Origin of the sequence: Methanoregula sp., from assembly GCF_050010295.1 — an archaeon.
Taxonomy (GTDB): Archaea; Halobacteriota; Methanomicrobia; order Methanomicrobiales; family Methanospirillaceae; genus Methanoregula.
This window is the reverse complement of sequence record NZ_JBEKLH010000001.1, coordinates 217,068-233,658: the sequence shown is the minus strand read 5'-3', so window position 1 is coordinate 233,658 and position 16,591 is coordinate 217,068. Positions and strand designations below refer to the sequence as shown.

Sequence of the window (16,591 nt, the reverse complement as noted above, 5' to 3'; positions counted from 1 at the left end):
TGCCGGCGGAGGTGATGGTACACAATGGCAGCCCCGGCAGCCTCGCTGAGCCAGCGCCTCGTGAACTGGGCGCGGCAGAAATCGCCATGGATTACCATTTTTAACAGCGGAGGGTGCAATGCATGCGATATCGAGATCATCGCCTGTCTTATGCCCCGCTTTGATGTGGAACGGTTCGGGATTCTTTCAAAAGGCTCGCCCCGCCATGCCGATATCCTCATCGTCACCGGTCCGGTCACCCTGAAGCAGGCACCACGGCTCCGCCGGGTCTTGGAGCAGATGCCGGAACCGAAATATGTGATCGCCATGGGTGCGTGCGGTGCAGACGGGGGCGTGTTCCACGGCCTGTACCATGTCATGCAGCGCGTGGAGGACGTCATCTCCGTCGACGTCTACGTGGCCGGATGCCCACCACGGCCGGACGAGATCATCAATGCCGTAGTGACATGCCTGAACCTCATGAGCGAAGACGCGGCTCACGGCGGGAAGGAATGGCGGCAGAAGAAGAGATCCGAGTTTCCCGGCGGTATGATGCCCTCCGTGGAGGCGACGCTATGACCAGTCCGTTGACGCTGGATTTCGTGATGGAAACGATGAAGGGATCCGGAACCGCAGAGCAGGTCCGCTCAAACCGGATCAGGATTACGACGACCCCGGAAAGGGTCCGTGACGCGATAACAACCTCCCGGGAATTCCTTGCGTGCGAGCGCCTGATAACGATGAGTGCGGCTGACAATGGCAAGACGCTGGAACTGATCTACCACCTGACCGGCCCTCACCGCACGGTCATCTCCATCGCCGCAGAACTCCCCCGTGATGCACCGGAGATTTCTACGGTGTCCGATATTCTGCCCCCGGCGGGTATCTACGAGCGGCAGATCCATGACCTGTTCGGTATCGTCTTTGCTGGGCATCCTGACCTGAAGAGGATCATCCTTGGAGAAGACTGGCCGGAGCATGAGTATCCCCTGCGGAAGGATTGGAAGCCGGGGCCCGATACGTTCTATGGCGGCATCAGGGAGGAGAGGATATAGATGCCGGAAGTGATCGTGCCCATCGGCCCCCAGCATCCTGCCCTGAAAGAACCGGTGAATTTCCGGGTGATAGCCGACGGCGAGAAGATCGTCCGTCTCGAACTCGACATATCCTACACCCACCGCGGTATCGAGAAGGCAGCCGAACAGCGCACCTTCATCCGGGCGCTCCCCCTTCTGGAACGGGTTTGCGGCATCTGCTCCCACTCGCACTCAACGGCTTTTGCCAAGGGAGTCGAGGAGCTGATGCAGCTCACGATCCCTCCCCGGGCCCGGTATATCCGCACGATCATCGGGGAGCTGGAACGGATACACAGCCACCTCCTCTGGCTGGGTGTCGCAGCACACGAGATCGGGTTCAATACGCTCTTCATGTGGACCTGGCGCGACCGCGAGGCGGTTCAGGACACACTCGAGGAGATGTCGGGGAACCGCGTCCATTATGGCATGAACGAAGTGGGGGGCGTACGCCGTGACCTGACGCCCTCACAGGTGAATGCGGCCCTACAGCGCCTGCCCAACCTCGAGGAGCGGATAACCAAGTACGTGGACATGGTACAGAACCAGGAGACGATGCTGCTCCGTTTCCGGGGTATCGGGAAACTTACCAGAGAGGAAGTCCTGAAATATGGCGCGGTCGGCCCCACAGCACGTGCAAGCGGTGTCGATTATGACATCCGCAGGGACGACCCCTACCTGGTGTATGCAGACGTGCCCTGGAACGTGGTGACGGATACGTCCGGGGACGTCTATGGGCGCACCTGCGTCCGCATCGGCGAACTTGCGGAGAGCCTGAAGATCGTCCGGGCCTGTCTCGAAGATCTCCCCGAAGGCCCGATCCGCGTCAACCCGCCAAAGACAGCGCCCAAAGGGGAAATTCTTTCCCGGTACGAAGCCCCCCGTGGAGAACTCGTGCATTTCATCCGCACGAACGGGACGGACCGGGTCGAAAGGGTCGACATCCGGACGCCGACGCTGGCGAACTGGACCTCGGTCGCGGCGTGCCTGGTCAACCAGAACCTGGCGGACATACCCGTCATTGTTGCGGCGATCGACCCCTGCCTGTCGTGCACGTCGAGAATTACCGTTGTGGACAAAGGAGACGGAAATGTCGATATCGTGACCTTGGATGAGCTCAGGAGACGGAGCCGGCTCCGCGACCGGCGACAGGAGGGGGCATGACCGACACCCCTCTCATCATAGTGTATATTTTCCTCTTTCCTGGGTTTTTGTTCCTGCTGGCATATGCCCTGCTCTTTGAATTTCTGGACCGCAGGATCGCGGCCCGGATGCAGCACCGGGTCGGACCGCCCCTGTTCCAGCCATTCGCGGATTTTGTCAAGATGCTGGGCAAGGAGGTCATCGATCCTCAGGGCGTTGACAGGCCGGTATTTGACGCAGCGCCGGTGATCGCTCTGGCCGCGGTCATGACCGCATTTCTCTACATCCCGGTCGTGAGCGTGAGCCCGCTTGCATTCCAGGGCGATCTGGTCCTCGTTCTCTATCTCATGGCACTCCCGACCATCATCCTCTTTGTCATGGGCTGGCTGAGCCGGAACATTTACTCCGCAATAGGAGGGATCCGTACGGTAACCCAGATGTTCATCTACGAGGTGCCGTTCTTCCTTGCGCTCCTGACCCCCGCCCTGATGGCAGGGACCTGGTCGATCTCGGAGATCGTGAGCTGGCAGCAGGATCACCTGTGGTTTATGGTTCTCCAGCCGATAGGATTTGTCGTTGCACTGATAGGGCTCCAGGCAAAGCTGGAAAGAACCCCCTTCGATATCCCGGAAGCGGAGACCGAACTTGTCGCAGGCCCGTGGACGGAGCTGACCGGGCGCAGGCTCGCCCTCATGCACCTTGCCTCCGATGTCTCCTGTGTTACCGGGTGCGCACTCATCGCGGCACTCTTCCTTGGCGGCCCGATGACCTCATGGACCATCGCGCCGGTATGGCTCGGCTGGATTTGCGGCTTTTTCCTCTTCCTTGCAAAAACTCTTGTCGTGCTCCTGATCCTTTCTTCGATAAAAGTTGCTACAGGCCGTATACGCATCGATCAGCTGAACACCATCGGCTGGAAATATATCGCCAGCGCCGCGCTCGTGCAGGTCGCGGTCGTGCTTGTGATGAACTCCATCCGGGTGGGTGCATGAGCGTCCTTTCCGAGATGTTGCACAATCTCGTATCCAGGCCTGTCACGATCCTGTACCCGAAAGAGAAGGTCCCTGTCCCGCAGGGATTTCGGGGGAGGGTCGCCGTCATCGACGAAAAGTGCATAGGATGTTCCATGTGCTCTCTCGTATGTCCGTCACATGCCGTCACCATGGTGCCGGACCAGCGCGAAGTCGAGTTCAAGGGCAAGAAGCTGGTGCGTAAAAAAAGGCCGCAGATAGAGGTTTTCAAATGCATACGGTGTGCGCTCTGCGAGCGCCATTGCCCGGCCGATGCGATATACCTGAAAAATGAACTCTCGCTTTCGGGAACTGACCGGGAAGCGGTGGTTACCTGATGCAGCAGGTGGATCCCGGTTTCGGGCCGACCCTGAGGCGCAGGCTGAAGGAGGCCCGCCGCATCGCGATCGTTGGTGTCGGCGACGAGCTCCTGCCATCTGACCGGCTTGGCTTGGTTGCGGCGAAAAAGATCGATCAGCTGCACCTGTCGCATATCGGTGTCTTCCTTACAGGCACAGTACCGGAAAGCGTCACGGGGCCCGTCCGCAGGTTCAGGCCGGACCACACCCTTTTTCTCGATGCAGCCGATATGGGAGCAGAGCCCGGCATGATCGCGGTCATTGACTCTTATAACATCCAGGCAGGTCTCTTCTCGACTCACGCCCTGCCTCTTTCGGTTGTCATGGAATTCCTGGCACAGGAATCCGGGGCAGGGGTTACCCTGCTGGGCATCCAGCCGGACCTTTCGGAGCCTGAAAAAGGGCTGTCCGGGAGTGGTGAGGCACTTTTTCACCGGAACCTGGAGATCCTGTCAGCAGTACTCCGGGACAGGTAGATCCGGCTGATGAGGGCAGTTGCCGGAGTCCCCAGGATTACGGGAATAGTATTCTCTAACGTTTCCAGGAACAGCAGATATCAGGACCGCGTATCCGGACATCATGCAAAACTGACCGTCTCAGGCACCAGCGTCTGCAGGTCCACGACCACTGCCAGCGCGGGGGTAGGGTTGACGTTCATCTGCTTCTGGAACGCAGTCTGGGACTGCCAGGTACCTGCGTTGATCCCGAGCACGCCCCGGTAGTTTGTAATGCCCTTGATATGGACATGGCCCGTATGAAGGATCTCGGGCAGCGGGTCGATGATGAGACGGTCGGTCTTCCCGGCAGCAATCGGGGTCTTCCTTCCGTACGCCGGTGCAAGGTGGCGGCGCTGGAGCATCTCTTCCATCATCAGCCCGCTCTGCTCGTAGGAAGCACCGGGAATCAGGCCGATCATGTCATCGATGGACCTGCCGTGATACATCAGCACGCGGACTCCCTGGAGGTTAACGACGGCAGGGTTCTCGACCAGCAGGCAGTTGGACGGGAATTTTTTTGTGAAGGCTGCCGGGATAACCGGCTGGGGCTCCGCACCCCGCACGACATCGTGGTTGCCAGGCGAAACGATGATCCTGATCCGTGACGGGAGGTCGCTGAGCATGGCACCGAACGCGTCATACTGCTCGTAGATGTTCTTGATCGTGAGTTCGCTCTCCTGCCCGGGATAGATGCCTATCCCGTCCACGAGGTCCCCGGCAATGAGGAGATACCCGTAATCGGAATCGGACAGCCAGTCCGCAAACCGGCTCCAGCACTCCCCGAGGAAGGTATTGCTGCCAACATGGACGTCGGATATGAAGACCGCACTGCCCGGCTGTTCGCTCGTGAACGGTGTATTATCGATACGGATATCCGGGCGGTAGAGCTGCTCAGCAAAAAAGAGCCGCCCGTCGTTTGAGAGTTTTCCCCTTACTCCGATCACTTCGTCATGGATGATCCGTTCGGCATCGCCAAACACCGGGCGGTCTTTCCGGAAGAGCACTGATATGCTTGCGGAAGAGTCCTCGATCTCGGCGATGCGGTGGCCGTTGGTCGTGGTCTTGACCTCGACGACCATGCCGATGATAGTGCACTCCTCCTGCCGGTACCGGTTCGACCGGGAGAGGCCCTCGATGGGCATAGCCCCGACACGCCCACGGATCATGCTGCCGAGCCGGTTGTAGCGGTCCCGGAAATAGTGCAGGTAGTCACCGGTACCGTTGACTGCTCCCGACGTGCCTGCGCTCCCGCTCACGATCTCAACCATGGGATCAACGAGGAACCTCGTCCCGTCACGCGTGGCATGCATCCCGGGGATATGGTGTGAGGAAACGACGATGGTGTTGTCCGGAACCTGCGCGATGATGCGGTCGATCAGGTCAGGCTCGTCCTGTTCCTGGATATAACGCACCACGTCGGGGTGCACCTGCAGTTTGGTATCAAGGAACCTGAGCGTGATCTCCTGCGCATCAAGCATACAAGAGTATTGGCCGCCGATAAAATATAGGCTGTTATCGGACATGTGTACGGGCATTGCCGGGAGTGGGATGCCGGAGTGCAGTGTTGATATCCTTCCCGGATCAACCTACTACCGGTTTTGGAACGCTCAGGACCCATGTACGATTTCCCATCAATGCTGGTGCTCGGATTTGTTATCGGCCTTACCGGAGCACTTGCACCCGGCCCGACGCTTGTCGCTACCATTCATGCTTCCCTTACCGGGAACTGGGCCACCGGCATGAAAATCTCTCTCGGGCACATGGCTGTCGAGGCCGTCATCTTCCTGCTGATCGTTCTCGGCCTGACGATAGTAGCACGCCCCTATGCGGCGCTCATCGCCGTTGTCGGGGGAATCGCACTCGTGGTCTTTGGCGTCCTGACGATTGCCGGCAGCAGGAGCGCATCGCTGGAAACAACGGCGGATGGTGCAGTCACGAACCCGTATCTGGCCGGCCTCCTGACCAGCGCGGCCAACCCGTATTTCTGGATCTGGTGGCTTTCCGTCGGGAGCGCCATGGTTATCGCCGGCCTCTCCGGGGGGCTGGTGCTGGCCGCAGTCTTCATGATCGGCCACTGGTGCGCCGATACTGGGTGGTACACGTTCGTGTCCGCCAGTGTATCACGGGGCAGGACGGTCCTGTCGGCTACAACATACCACCGGGTCATGGCGGTTTGCGGTGTATTTCTCATCCTCTTTGGCCTCTATTTTTTTTCGGGGGTACTCTTGCTTCGTTGACCCCGGGGAATCCCCCGTCCCGCATGGTTAATGCGGAAGAGGTTCAACACTATACGAAACCATACAAAAATCCCTGACAGGCGTACACGATGGTAGAAAAAGAAAAATCCTGGGACATTCGCGCGCTGGTGGCACAATTCCGTACAAGCGATCACTGGGCGGTATCGCTGGCCCGCGACCTCCTCTGGGTTGCCGGGGTCGTCGGTGCAATTGCGCTCATCCTTTACCTTCTCTGCGGCACGTGGCCCGCGGTCGTCACCATTGAATCGGGAAGCATGACCCCCAACATGAACATCGGCGACCTCGTTGTCGTTGTCCAGAAGGACCGGTACGGCGAGTTCATGACTTGGGAAGATGCGAAGAAGGCCAATGTAACGAAGTTCAACGGTTACGGGGACGTCGTCATTTACAAACCCAATGGTATGACCTCCGTACATCCGATCATTCACCGGGCGATGGTCTATGCGACGACCGACACCCCGATCACGGAGATCCGCGGCATCCAGCTCCGCATGAACTATACGGTACCTCACGACGGGTATATCACGTGGGGAGACAACAACCCGGCCCCCGACCAGTTCGTCAGTTACGAGGGTATCGGTACGCCCGAACCGGTCAAAGATGAGTGGATAGTAGGCAAAGCCCTCTTCACCATCCCGCTCGTGGGCTACCTTCCTCTCCACATCGTTGAAGTGGTTATCCTTGTCGTCGTCATCATGATCCTCCACGAGCTGTACCTCCGCTCGCGCGAGGAGAGTGCCCGGACGGGAAAACAGCCGAAGAAACCCGGGAAGAGAAAGAAGTAGACAGAGGAAGGCAAGGATGACAACGGTTTCGACGCTCCTCGCCGATACCCTGAACGGCCACCGTCTCACGGATGAAGAAGCGGTCACGCTCCTGAAAACCCGGGGCCGGGAGATTGCCAGGATCACCGAAGCTGCCGACGAGATGCGGGAACGGAAGGCTGGGAACGTGGTCACCTACGTCAGGAACCAGAACCTGCACGTGACCAATATCTGCAAGAACCTCTGCGGTTTCTGCGGTTTTGGCAGGAAAGCGACCGATGAAGGGGCGTACTGCCATGACAAGGCAGGGATCCAGGCACAGGCACGACTGGCACACAAACGCGGGGTGACCGAGGTCTGCCTGCTCTCCGGAGTCCACCCTGCGTTCACTCTCGATACGTTCACCGACCTGATCCACTGGGTGCACGAGGCAGCCCCGGGTGTCCATGTCCACGCCTTCAGCCCGGACGAAGTTGCCCATGCCGCAAAAAAAGCCCGCTGTTCAACGCCGGAGGTGCTTGCACGGCTCATGGCGGAAGGACTGGGGACCATCCAGGGTACCGCGGCAGAGATCCTCGTGGACTCGGTGCGACAGGTGATATGCCCCCGCAAGGTCTCCACTGCCGACTGGATCCGGATCATCAGGGAAGCGCACACGATGGGCCTGCGGTCTACCGCGACCATCATGTACGGGTCGTACGAAACTGCCGGGAACCAGGCCGAGCATCTCGGGCTCCTGAGGACGATCCAGGATGAGACCCATGGGTTCACTGAGCTGGTGACCCTACCGTATGTCCATACCAGTACCCCGCTCTACCAGCAGGGAATCGCCCGGGCCGGGCCCACCGGGCGGGAGGATCTCCTGATGATCGCGGTATCCCGGCTCTTCCTCGATAACTTCGACAATATCCAGGTGGCATGGGGGAAGGTCGGGTTCAAGATGACCCAGCTCGCCCTGCTCTCCGGTGCCAACGACCTTGCAGGAACGATGTTTACCGATGACGTGAGCGGTGATGCCGGGGCATCCGGCTCCGATTATCTCGACCCCAAAGATATGAACCGCATCGTGCAGGATATCGGCCGGACGCTGAAACAACGGACAACTCTGTACGAGATCGTCTGAACGCTAAATAGCGTACCAAATACAAAAACAGAGTGAAATGCAGGGTTCCGGAAACGGGATCAGAGCAGTTCCAGCGCTTCTTTGCCGGTCATGCCGGTTTTGATACCGCGCCCCATTGCCGAGCGGTTTGCCTCCTTGATAATTCCCTTGAGGATATCGTCGGTGTCCGCGATGGACGGCCCGAAGGCCGGCCTGACTTTTGCCGCGGGATAGCTGAACGAATCAAGCGCTGCAACATCAAACGCCCCGCACCCCACCATGCCCACGTCGGTCTTGACCGCGACGAGGTTCGCCGGGCCAAGAGGGATGACAAATCCGTCTGCTGTTTTCCGTGACAGATGCACTTCGATAAACTCCATAGCGCTCCTTGAGAGATGGTTGGCGCGGGGGAATAATAATCATGCGCACGGTTGATGCGATACCTTTACTTCTCCGCGGGAAATAAACTGCCTGAACAGAAGCGGGGTATGCAATGAACCGGCAGCTGAAGACACTTCTTGACGATGTGAGAGACGGCCACCGCCTGAGCGAAGACGAGGCACGGTTGTTGTTCGGGATACGCGACCGGCAGGTCTGGGAGATCGCGTCAACAGCAGACGAGGTGCGCGAGCAGCGGGCCGGGAACGCAGTGACCTATGTCAGGAACCAGAACATAAATGTCACGAACCTCTGCGTGAATGCCTGCGGGTTCTGCGGTTTCTCGAAAAAGCCCGGTGATGAGGGGGTCTATTTCCATGACAAAACCGGGATCCAGGAGAAAGTGGCGCTCGCAAAGAAGCGCAGGGTCACGGAGATCTGCACGGTAAGCGGTCTCCACCCGGAGTTTACGGCAGCGTCCTACATCGAGGTCTACCGCTGGATCCGTGAGGCGGCACCGGAAGTCCACCTCCACGCTGGCAATCCGATGGAAGTCGCGTACGCCGCAAAAAAGAGCGGGATGAGCACGAAGGACGTCCTCGCCGCCATGAAAGGTGCCGGCCTCGGATCCATGTGCGGGACTGCCGCCGAGATCCTGGTGGATTCTGTCCGTGAGACTATCTGCAGGGGTAAGATCTCCACGGGTGAGTGGGTCCGTATCATCCGCGAGGCGCACGCGATGGGCATCCCGACAACAGCCACGATCATGTACGGGCATTGCGAGAACGATGCCGAACGGGTCGAACATCTCTCGATCTTGCGGAAGATCCAGGACGAGACGCACGGGTTTACCGAGTTCGTCCCGCTCTCGTTCATCCACATGAACACCCCGATATTCTGGCAGGGCCTGGCCCGTGCCGGGGCAACGGGGAGGGAAGACCTCCTGATGGTCGCCGTTGCGCGCCTCTTCCTTGACAACTTCCGCAACATCCAGGTCTCGTGGGTGAAAGAGGGAATAAAGATGGCGCAGCTGGGACTCGTGGCCGGAGGAAACGACCTTGGCGGGACGATGTTCGAGGAGAGCATATCCAAGGGTGCAGGTGCGACCAACACGGATTACCTCGACCCGAAAGAGATGCAGCGGGTTGCAGAAGACCTTGGCAGGACGCTCCGGCGCCGAACTACGTTATACGAAATGGTCTGAACAGGTGGATACGGGAACCCACGCCCCTCTCTTTCAGTACGGAAATTCAGGATGTAAGACAGTCATGCGAAGGAAGGACCGGGAGATCACGGATCCAGCGGAGATGGAATCGATCCTTGCCGAATCGTCCGTCTGCAGGCTTGCGCTGGCGGACGGCGGTGAACCCTATGTCGTTCCGCTCTGTTTTGGCTACCGCGACCGTGTGCTCTATTTCCACTCGGCCGGCGAAGGTAAAAAGATCGCCATGCTCAGGAAAAACCCGCGGTGTTGTGTCGAGGTGGACCGGTACGAGGGCCCTCTTCGGGATGCCAGCCCCTGCAAATGGGAAGTGCGGTATAAGAGTGTGATCTGCACCGGTACCGCCCGTATCATGGACACCTACGAAGAGAAAAGAACGGGGCTCAACTGCATCCTGAGACAGTATGGCGGAACCGAATACTCGTTTTCGGAGAAAGAAATGGAGCGGGTCTGCGTCGTCCGAGTCGACATCCTGGGAATGACCGGAAAAAAGTACGGGTATGATACCGATCAGTCGTGATTGGGCACGAGCAGCCGCACGATCTTATCGCCAATCTTCTCTGCCCGTTTCAGGGCTTTGGCATCGTTCAGAATATCCCCTTCGAGATAACCGCTCCCTTTTACCGATCCGAGGGATGAAAACTCGTGGGCGTTCAGGAAGCCTTCCAGGGTCTGGATGGTGCGGTGTGCGCCATTCGAGGCCTCGATTGCAACGGCAACCCCCTTCCGTCCTGCCAGCTTCCGGTCGTGATAGAGCGAGTACGTGCGGTCTATGAAATTCTTCAGCTGCCCGCAGACATCGTAATAATAGGTCGGCGAACCGATCACGAGCACATCGCAGTCAATCACCTTCTGCGCAATCGAGCTCCAGTCGTCCTTCCCGATCGAACACCATTTCGTCTCCTTGCACTTCTCGCAGCCGATGCAGGGAAGGATCTTCTTTCCCGCAAGGGAGACCAATTCGGTTTTTATCCCGGCATCATCGCAGCGCTTGAGGATGACGCCTACCAGCTGTGCGGTATTCCCGTGCCTGCGCATGCTTCCCGATATACCGAGCACCTTCATATGTTACCCTTACTGCACTGCAGGCTCATGATGGTTTTGGTGACCGGGGCAAGACCAAGACCCTGGAACGCCGTGAGAACTTCGAGCGCCGGATCGGTATGCCGGTGGAACAGGTGCGAAAGGCAGTGGCAGTCGCTGCACCCGAATCCAGGAACCCCGGGATCGCCGACAGCCCGTGCAAGCGGACACTCAAGGTTTTTCCGTGTTATGGCATACACAGCGTAGCGGAGGGAAAAAAAGTCACTGGTGAGCAGGTAATCGACATGCCATGTCGGTATCCGGTCGCGCGCCTCCGAGAATGCGATATGGCGTGCAAGCCGTTTCAGCCCCCCGCTGCCGAGCGCCGACCCGACGTAGATATGCCAGCCGGGAGCGAATGCGACCGGCCCAAGGGCGCCGACGCATAGAGTACAGCCCGGGTTTTCAAAAACGAGACAATAGATCCCTTTATCCATATCCGCTCTTCATGAGGCCCTGTGCAGCGGCTATCCGGCGGCTGCCCCCCTCATCGGTCGGTTCACCGTGGCCGGCGTATAAGCCCTCGACATCGAGGAGCGAGAGCCGGTCAAGCGACCGGGAGAGCTCGGTCCTGCTCCCGCCCGGGAAGTCGTACCTGCCGAAATACCCGTCCGCAAAGACCGTGTCCCCGCTGATGAGCGCCTTGTCCCGTTCGGAATAGAGGCAGATGCTGCCTTGGGTATGGCCCGGCGTATGAAACACGAGAAGGTCGCCGATGGAATCCCCTTCCGAAAGAACGATATCGGGCGCAATTCCCGGCGAGCGGGCGCCAAAATGCATGGAGAGGCTGTGTGCGTCCTCTATCAGTCCCCGGGCATCGGCCTTATGGATGGCGACCTTTGCCCTGCACATATGCGCGATCTCCCTGACCCGGGCCGTATGGTCGAAATGGCAGTGCGACAGCACGATAGTCTCGATGGCCTCTTTGTACGGAGCCACCGCCATGGGCATCACACCCGCGTCCACAAGGATATTCCCGAAAATATACGAATTGGCAAAGACCGAATCCCCCGGGATCCACCTGACCTTCATGCACAATAATAAGGAGCCGGGACAGATGTTTCTTATGGATACGCTCATCCGCAGGTGCTGCCGCGGGGCACCGGAAGAACTCGCAGCCGTGGCACTGGCGGAAGGAACCGACCCGGCGGAGCTTACACGGGGTATTGCGGGCGGGAGGATTGTCATCCCGGCAAACCCGGTGCGGAACCACCGGCTCTGTGCGATCGGCGGCGGGTGCCAAGTCAAGGTCAACGTGAATATCGGTACGTCCGGTACCCGGTGCGATCCTGCGCTTGAGGAGGAGAAGGCACAGGCAGCGCTGGAGAATGGTGCCGATGCTCTGATGGACCTCTCGACCGGGGGGGATCTCGTTGCCATCCGGAAGAAGATCCTTGCGTTCGACACAACGGTGGGTACGGTCCCGGTCTACGAAGCCGTCCGCAGGGCGGGCAATGCCGGTGATGTAGACGCCGATCTGCTCTTCAAGGTCATCCGCGAGCACTGCGAACAGGGAGTGGACTTCCTGACCCTCCACTGCGGGGTGAACCGGCAGGCCCTTGCCGCCCTCCGGGCAGACCCACGGCTGATGGGGATCGTGAGCAGGGGCGGATCGTTCCACTGCGCAATGATGATGCAGCGCGACGAGGAGAATCCCCTCTATGCCGAGTACGACTACCTCCTGGAGATGCTTGCCGGATACGACGTGACCATCAGCCTCGGCGACGGGATGCGGCCCGGCTGCCTGCAGGACGCGGAGAAACTCGCCAAATCCGTGGAGTACGTGACGCTCGGGACACTGGCGAAACGGGCGCATGCGGCTGGTGTCCAGCGGATGATTGAGGGCCCGGGTCATATGCCGCTCGATCAGGTGGGCTACAACGTTCGGATGATCAAGGAGATCACCGATCATGCCCCGCTCTACCTGCTCGGGCCGCTGGTGACGGACATCGCGCCGGGCTATGACCATGTCGTAGCGGCAATCGGAGGGTCGGTCGCCTGCCTGAACGGGGCCGACTTCCTCTGCATGGTCTCGCCGAGCGAGCACCTCGCCCTGCCGGATGTCGCGGATATTATCGAAGGCACCCGGATCGCGAAGATCGCAGCGCACGTCGGCGATACCGTCCGCAGGCCCGGGGGGTACCGGATGGAACGCGAGGTGCAGATGGCTGAGGCCCGGCACAACCTCGACTGGGACGAACAGTTCCGGCTCGCTCTTTACGGTGACCATGCGAAGAAGATCCACTGCCGCGACGGGGACATGGAGACCTGCTCGATGTGCGGGGATTTGTGTGCGGTCAAGATGGTGAACGAGCTGTTCGGGACCGGAGAGAAGGGGAAGGGGAAGAAGGGGAAGTGAGTATTTAATCAGAATTGAGTGTCGGGCACTCACATTTCTTCTTTTACACTTCGATACTCGGCATCATATTGTTTGACATAAAGGATTTCATCTGGACTTAATCCATATAGAGGCCCGATGAAATCATCAATTTCATCAACCAATGGTTTAAGTTCCGACATTCCTTGCAATTCCCCTATTAATCCAGCTTTTGGATTAAACCGTATCCGCATTTGCGACCATAATGTATCTGTTAGCGATCTAATATAATCGGATTGACCCTCGAGTAATTCAATTTCTGGGAATGGAAATGCATTAATGTCCCGCCAATTTAAATCTCTCTCATTTTCAAAAATCATCCAAAATAGATAAAATAATGATGACTGTAAAATTAAAAATGCCATTTCTTTTTCAATTTGGGAATTGAGATACATCGGCTGAAAATCTTGTGGTTTATTTCCTGGATAAAGATCTTCAAAATAAGGATTTATCCAATATCGGGGATGCCGACTTCTCCATATAATATATTCTGTCTGTTTATCTCTAGAATAAACATCATTGAAAATTCTGCTTTGTAGAAATCCTGTTTTAAAGGAGTGATCTCACCGAAGACCAAGCCAGATGTTATCGTCAGATGGAGCGGCTTTCACTGTCAAAAACCCCTGCGGGAATTCTGGTACATCAAAGCCCGCTGCGGGCCTGGCTGTACCTCTTTTCCCCCGAACCCTGGATTTTAGAGGTCATAATTCGGAAAAATGCGGAACCCGGCCAGGAATAATCGGGCAATCTCCGGCGGGAATGGATGAGGTCATATATAGCAACGTTATGGAGACCCAAAGCGGGAGGGGATGCGGTTTGGGACGCGGCGAGTACCGGCATGGGGATATGCTTGCCTCCTCCCCGGGAACATCAGGGGAATTCTCAGAGCAAAAATGTGAATGTGTTACTTCCCGACGCTCTCTTCCACCACCATAATCTCATCGGCCGTCAGCCAGTAGAGCTCGTACACCAGCGCATCGATCCTAAATTTTTTCATCAAACTTTGATTTCGAAAAATTCATCATGATCATGACCCCGATTGAAAATCATTTCCGTATCAATCAAATCCTGGTTGAAAAATTTGTACCGGACCTTGATGGGAAAAAAGTAAACACACACTGCTGACTCATGCACCCTAGTGAAATGACCAGAGCGAGCGGGTCACCTGCCATTTTATTGTGAAAGGGTGGGGGGGGGTCAACCCTTTTTGAAAATTACATGGAGGGGGGGGTCGGCTGCTGACCCCCTTCTCAAAGGTAAGTAACCTGCAGTTTTACGCAGCCGAATAGCCATCGCATCATATGGAACTTCTGACGAGACCTCCCAGAATCGCGGGATTCCCAGAATTGATAAGGGGGGTCAGAATCAGCTGAGGGGGCGGGGGGTCAGATCGGATTTGAAAAATGTTGGGAGGGGGGGGGTCGACGCGAAATGAAAACCAAACGGTGGGGGGTTGGGCATCGACCCCCCCCCCTTTCATGACCGTGACAGCCCGGTCATTGCCCGCTCTTACTTCTTCTGCCCGGGTAGGGAATCCGCGACCTATGCCAACCTATCCGTGGTGTAAGTCCGGGAAAGTTCTGTTTCTTGATCAGGTCTGCCACTATTTCGTCGGATCCTCCTGTCTCCGGAGGATAACCGAATCCTATTTATGGAGCATATCCCACTCCTGATTACATGAAAACCGGCATAACACTTCTCTTCTGCATGATCCTCATGTTCACCCTTGCCGTATGCGGGTGCTCCACGCCACCACCTCATAATCAGAACGAACTCACCTCTCCCGTAACCCGCTTTGTAATAACTCCCGGAACGATAAACCTCGGAACGATAAACCCCGAAACAATGGGCATTCCGGTCGGAAGAGGTCAGTTTGTCTTCAACGATTCGCTCGGAAACGCCGATCGCCCGATCACGGTCTACTACTATCGTCCGGCTGCATGGAACCAATCAGGGCCAATACTGATCGTCATGCCCGGAGCGGGTCGCAGCGGACAGTCACCCAGGGACACCTGGGTTCGCTACGCTGAAAAGTATTCCAGTCTCCTTATCGTTCCGGAATTCTCCCAGAAGTATTATCCCGGGGACATCTGGTATCCTCTTGGGTACACCTATGGTGCCACGAACTGGGAGCCGAAAGCGAACTGGACCTATATGGCAGTCGAACATCTCTTCGATTACGTCCGCGAAAAGAGCGGGGCAACACAGGACACCTACCTCCTCGACGGGCACAGTGCCGGTGCCCAGTTTGTCCAGAGGCTGGTGACGTTCCTTCCCGAAGCCAGGTACAGCCGGGCAGTCGCAGCGAACGCGGGGGTTTATGTCATGCCGGTCTATACGATCCCCTACGCGATGGGGCTGAAAGACTCGCCGCTTTACGAGAGCGAGCTCCCGAACGTGTTTGCCCGGAAACTCATCATCATGTCCGGTGACAGGGACACGAACCCGAACGACAGCAGCCTTGCGAACTTCCCTGAGGCGGAGGCGCAGGGAAGCACCCGGTTCGAGCGGGCAAAGACGTATTTTGCCACGGCACAGGCAGAAGCAGCTCGCCGGAATGTGCCGCTGAACTGGGAATACCACATAGTGCCGGGGATAGGCCATGATGAGGCAGGAATGGCCGGGCCGTCCGCAGAGGTACTCTTCAACGGGACCTGATAAGGGCCCCTCCCCTCCCCCCCACATTTGCAAGCCCAAGCCCCCGGTTTTCCATAAAATTCACTTTTGAACAACTGCCTTTTGCAGCGGTCAGACAGGGGATCACCTGCCATATTATTATGAAATGGTGGGGGGGTCGACGCGAAATGAAAACCAAACGGTGGGGGGGTTGGGCATCGACCCCCCCCCTTTCATGACCGTGACAGGCCAGTCATCGCCCACTCTTACTTCTTTTGCCCGGCAATCGTCCTGGCAACCTGCGCGACCGTAACCGGGACCGTCTTTCTGAAAGGTACCGACCAGCCGGTAACAAGGAGGTTTATCACGGCGGTTCCCTGTATAGTCACTTCTATCCCGCCCGTGGCTACAAAAGCCACCAGCGCGCCGATAAGGGCTGAATTATGCGAAGTGACCGGGACTCTCAGCACGGTGCTGGTACGGGCTGGTATCTTCACCCTCCCGGTATTTCCAGCTGCGATCTGCCGGTCACTGCCCTCTGTCCGGAACGTGACCGTGAAAGGCAGTTCCCGGAGGGTTACCCCGAACAGGTTCGGGTTCTGCACCCGGATCGCCACGTCCAGGTCAAGCGATGAAAGCGAAACAGACCGGACAGAAACATCCCCAAGGGTCACGACCGGTTCGCGCAGGACAGGCATAGTACCTCCATGGAACCGGCCGGCTCATAATA

20 protein-coding genes are annotated in these 16,591 nt (G+C 57.8%); 13 read left to right on the top strand and 7 right to left on the bottom strand.

The annotated features are described in order from the left end of the window. The first annotated feature begins 24 nt into the window (after window positions 1–24). Genes ABSB80_RS01320 through ABSB80_RS01295 form a run of 6 tightly spaced genes read left to right on the top strand, consistent with a single transcriptional unit; the run spans window position 25 to window position 4,040 of the window. Window positions 25–558: an NADH-quinone oxidoreductase subunit B family protein gene (locus ABSB80_RS01320; RefSeq protein WP_428367369.1), complete on the top strand. Its 534-nt coding sequence runs from the start codon at window positions 25–27 to the stop codon at window positions 556–558. Beyond that, window positions 555–1,034 (top strand): NADH-quinone oxidoreductase subunit C, encoded by a 480-nt coding sequence (locus ABSB80_RS01315; RefSeq protein WP_428367367.1) that lies wholly within the window; start codon window positions 555–557, stop codon window positions 1,032–1,034. The genes ABSB80_RS01320 and ABSB80_RS01315 overlap by 4 nt, the downstream gene beginning before the upstream one ends. Further along, a complete protein-coding gene (locus tag ABSB80_RS01310) occupies window positions 1,035–2,216 on the top strand; it encodes a hydrogenase large subunit (RefSeq protein WP_428367365.1) in 1,182 nt (393 codons plus the stop codon). Beyond that, the gene (locus ABSB80_RS01305) at window positions 2,213–3,187 is read left to right on the top strand and encodes a complex I subunit 1/NuoH family protein (protein ID WP_428367363.1); all 975 of its coding nucleotides are present in this window, start codon (window positions 2,213–2,215) and stop codon (window positions 3,185–3,187) included. Before ABSB80_RS01310 ends, ABSB80_RS01305 begins: the two co-directional genes overlap by 4 nt. Next, the gene (locus ABSB80_RS01300; protein ID WP_428367361.1) at window positions 3,184–3,543 is read left to right on the top strand and encodes a 4Fe-4S dicluster domain-containing protein; all 360 of its coding nucleotides are present in this window, start codon (window positions 3,184–3,186) and stop codon (window positions 3,541–3,543) included. The genes ABSB80_RS01305 and ABSB80_RS01300 overlap by 4 nt, the downstream gene beginning before the upstream one ends. Further along, window positions 3,543–4,040 (top strand): hydrogenase maturation protease, encoded by a 498-nt coding sequence (locus tag ABSB80_RS01295; RefSeq protein ID WP_428367359.1) that lies wholly within the window; start codon window positions 3,543–3,545, stop codon window positions 4,038–4,040. Before ABSB80_RS01300 ends, ABSB80_RS01295 begins: the two co-directional genes overlap by 1 nt. A 101-nt stretch (window positions 4,041–4,141) precedes the next feature. On the opposite strand, the gene ABSB80_RS01290 is transcribed toward ABSB80_RS01295, so the two are convergent. Then, a complete protein-coding gene (locus ABSB80_RS01290) occupies window positions 4,142–5,539 on the bottom strand; it encodes a DNA-directed DNA polymerase II small subunit (protein WP_428367357.1) in 1,398 nt (465 codons plus the stop codon). A 138-nt stretch (window positions 5,540–5,677) separates the two neighbouring features. Here ABSB80_RS01290 and ABSB80_RS01285 point away from each other — a divergent pair, with 138 nt between their 5' ends. The 3 genes from ABSB80_RS01285 to cofH (ABSB80_RS01275) all read left to right on the top strand — a co-directional run bounded on the left by ABSB80_RS01285 (window position 5,678) and on the right by cofH (ABSB80_RS01275) (window position 8,206). Next, the gene (locus tag ABSB80_RS01285) at window positions 5,678–6,298 is read left to right on the top strand and encodes a LysE family transporter (RefSeq protein WP_428367355.1); all 621 of its coding nucleotides are present in this window, start codon (window positions 5,678–5,680) and stop codon (window positions 6,296–6,298) included. A gap of 89 nt (window positions 6,299–6,387) precedes the next feature. Beyond that, on the top strand, window positions 6,388–7,104 hold the full coding sequence (locus ABSB80_RS01280) for a signal peptidase I (RefSeq protein WP_428367353.1): 717 nt from the start codon (window positions 6,388–6,390) through the stop codon (window positions 7,102–7,104). Window positions 7,105–7,120: 16 nt separating this feature from the next. After that, window positions 7,121–8,206, top strand: a complete 1,086-nt coding sequence (gene cofH / locus ABSB80_RS01275) for a 5-amino-6-(D-ribitylamino)uracil--L-tyrosine 4-hydroxyphenyl transferase CofH (RefSeq protein ID WP_428367351.1) — start codon at window positions 7,121–7,123, stop codon at window positions 8,204–8,206. 59 nt (window positions 8,207–8,265) lie between these two features. Here the strand turns inward: cofH (ABSB80_RS01275) and ABSB80_RS01270 are convergent, their stop codons facing one another. Continuing rightward, complete coding sequence (locus ABSB80_RS01270) at window positions 8,266–8,565, bottom strand: YunC family protein (protein WP_428367349.1); 300 nt, start codon at window positions 8,563–8,565, stop codon at window positions 8,266–8,268. Window positions 8,566–8,678: 113 nt separating this feature from the next. Between ABSB80_RS01270 and cofH (ABSB80_RS01265) the strand changes: the two genes are divergently transcribed. Both cofH (ABSB80_RS01265) and ABSB80_RS01260 read left to right on the top strand, forming a co-directional pair. Beyond that, window positions 8,679–9,767 carry a 5-amino-6-(D-ribitylamino)uracil--L-tyrosine 4-hydroxyphenyl transferase CofH gene (cofH, locus tag ABSB80_RS01265; RefSeq protein ID WP_428367347.1) on the top strand — a complete coding sequence of 363 codons (1,089 nt, stop codon included), beginning with the start codon at window positions 8,679–8,681 and terminating at the stop codon, window positions 9,765–9,767. 64 nt (window positions 9,768–9,831) lie between these two features. Continuing rightward, entirely contained in the window at window positions 9,832–10,305 is a 474-nt protein-coding gene (locus ABSB80_RS01260; protein ID WP_428367345.1) for a pyridoxamine 5'-phosphate oxidase family protein, read from the top strand. Here ABSB80_RS01260 and ABSB80_RS01255 read toward each other — a convergent pair. The 3 genes from ABSB80_RS01255 to ABSB80_RS01245 are packed head-to-tail and all read right to left on the bottom strand — an operon-like array spanning window position 10,296 to window position 11,900. Beyond that, a complete protein-coding gene (locus tag ABSB80_RS01255) occupies window positions 10,296–10,850 on the bottom strand; it encodes a flavodoxin family protein (protein WP_428367343.1) in 555 nt (184 codons plus the stop codon). The two genes, ABSB80_RS01260 and ABSB80_RS01255, sit on opposite strands and share 10 nt — an antisense overlap. After that, a complete protein-coding gene (locus ABSB80_RS01250; RefSeq protein WP_428367341.1) occupies window positions 10,847–11,305 on the bottom strand; it encodes a GIY-YIG nuclease family protein in 459 nt (152 codons plus the stop codon). Before ABSB80_RS01250 ends, ABSB80_RS01255 begins: the two co-directional genes overlap by 4 nt. Next, window positions 11,298–11,900, bottom strand: coding sequence for an MBL fold metallo-hydrolase (locus ABSB80_RS01245; RefSeq protein WP_428367339.1), 603 nt, complete (start codon window positions 11,898–11,900; stop codon window positions 11,298–11,300). Before ABSB80_RS01245 ends, ABSB80_RS01250 begins: the two co-directional genes overlap by 8 nt. Before the next feature lie 25 nt (window positions 11,901–11,925). Here ABSB80_RS01245 and thiC point away from each other — a divergent pair, with 25 nt between their 5' ends. Then, window positions 11,926–13,227 (top strand): phosphomethylpyrimidine synthase ThiC, encoded by a 1,302-nt coding sequence (gene thiC, locus ABSB80_RS01240; protein ID WP_428367337.1) that lies wholly within the window; start codon window positions 11,926–11,928, stop codon window positions 13,225–13,227. 29 nt (window positions 13,228–13,256) lie between these two features. On the opposite strand, the gene ABSB80_RS01235 is transcribed toward thiC, so the two are convergent. Continuing rightward, window positions 13,257–13,640 carry a hypothetical protein gene (locus ABSB80_RS01235; protein WP_428367335.1) on the bottom strand — a complete coding sequence of 128 codons (384 nt, stop codon included), beginning with the start codon at window positions 13,638–13,640 and terminating at the stop codon, window positions 13,257–13,259. A gap of 1,282 nt (window positions 13,641–14,922) precedes the next feature. Between ABSB80_RS01235 and ABSB80_RS01230 the strand changes: the two genes are divergently transcribed. Further along, complete coding sequence (locus ABSB80_RS01230; RefSeq protein WP_428367333.1) at window positions 14,923–15,903, top strand: alpha/beta hydrolase family protein; 981 nt, start codon at window positions 14,923–14,925, stop codon at window positions 15,901–15,903. A 224-nt stretch (window positions 15,904–16,127) separates the two neighbouring features. Here the strand turns inward: ABSB80_RS01230 and ABSB80_RS01225 are convergent, their stop codons facing one another. After that, on the bottom strand, window positions 16,128–16,559 hold the full coding sequence (locus ABSB80_RS01225) for an LEA type 2 family protein (RefSeq protein ID WP_428367331.1): 432 nt from the start codon (window positions 16,557–16,559) through the stop codon (window positions 16,128–16,130). Window positions 16,560–16,591 lie beyond the last annotated feature (32 nt).

Coding starts and splice junctions, on each gene's coding strand:
- ABSB80_RS01320 (WP_428367369.1), top strand. CDS start 25: ATGGCAGCCCCGGCAGCCTCGCTGAGCCAGCGCCTCGTGAACTGGGCG.
- ABSB80_RS01315 (WP_428367367.1), top strand. CDS start 555: ATGACCAGTCCGTTGACGCTGGATTTCGTGATGGAAACGATGAAGGGA.
- ABSB80_RS01310 (WP_428367365.1), top strand. CDS start 1,035: ATGCCGGAAGTGATCGTGCCCATCGGCCCCCAGCATCCTGCCCTGAAA.
- ABSB80_RS01305 (WP_428367363.1), top strand. CDS start 2,213: ATGACCGACACCCCTCTCATCATAGTGTATATTTTCCTCTTTCCTGGG.
- ABSB80_RS01300 (WP_428367361.1), top strand. CDS start 3,184: ATGAGCGTCCTTTCCGAGATGTTGCACAATCTCGTATCCAGGCCTGTC.
- ABSB80_RS01295 (WP_428367359.1), top strand. CDS start 3,543: ATGCAGCAGGTGGATCCCGGTTTCGGGCCGACCCTGAGGCGCAGGCTG.
- ABSB80_RS01290 (WP_428367357.1), bottom strand. CDS start 5,539: ATGCTTGATGCGCAGGAGATCACGCTCAGGTTCCTTGATACCAAACTG.
- ABSB80_RS01285 (WP_428367355.1), top strand. CDS start 5,678: ATGTACGATTTCCCATCAATGCTGGTGCTCGGATTTGTTATCGGCCTT.
- ABSB80_RS01280 (WP_428367353.1), top strand. CDS start 6,388: ATGGTAGAAAAAGAAAAATCCTGGGACATTCGCGCGCTGGTGGCACAA.
- cofH (WP_428367351.1), top strand. CDS start 7,121: ATGACAACGGTTTCGACGCTCCTCGCCGATACCCTGAACGGCCACCGT.
- ABSB80_RS01270 (WP_428367349.1), bottom strand. CDS start 8,565: ATGGAGTTTATCGAAGTGCATCTGTCACGGAAAACAGCAGACGGATTT.
- cofH (WP_428367347.1), top strand. CDS start 8,679: ATGAACCGGCAGCTGAAGACACTTCTTGACGATGTGAGAGACGGCCAC.
- ABSB80_RS01260 (WP_428367345.1), top strand. CDS start 9,832: ATGCGAAGGAAGGACCGGGAGATCACGGATCCAGCGGAGATGGAATCG.
- ABSB80_RS01255 (WP_428367343.1), bottom strand. CDS start 10,850: ATGAAGGTGCTCGGTATATCGGGAAGCATGCGCAGGCACGGGAATACC.
- ABSB80_RS01250 (WP_428367341.1), bottom strand. CDS start 11,305: ATGGATAAAGGGATCTATTGTCTCGTTTTTGAAAACCCGGGCTGTACT.
- ABSB80_RS01245 (WP_428367339.1), bottom strand. CDS start 11,900: ATGAAGGTCAGGTGGATCCCGGGGGATTCGGTCTTTGCCAATTCGTAT.
- thiC (WP_428367337.1), top strand. CDS start 11,926: ATGTTTCTTATGGATACGCTCATCCGCAGGTGCTGCCGCGGGGCACCG.
- ABSB80_RS01235 (WP_428367335.1), bottom strand. CDS start 13,640: ATGTATCTCAATTCCCAAATTGAAAAAGAAATGGCATTTTTAATTTTA.
- ABSB80_RS01230 (WP_428367333.1), top strand. CDS start 14,923: ATGAAAACCGGCATAACACTTCTCTTCTGCATGATCCTCATGTTCACC.
- ABSB80_RS01225 (WP_428367331.1), bottom strand. CDS start 16,559: ATGCCTGTCCTGCGCGAACCGGTCGTGACCCTTGGGGATGTTTCTGTC.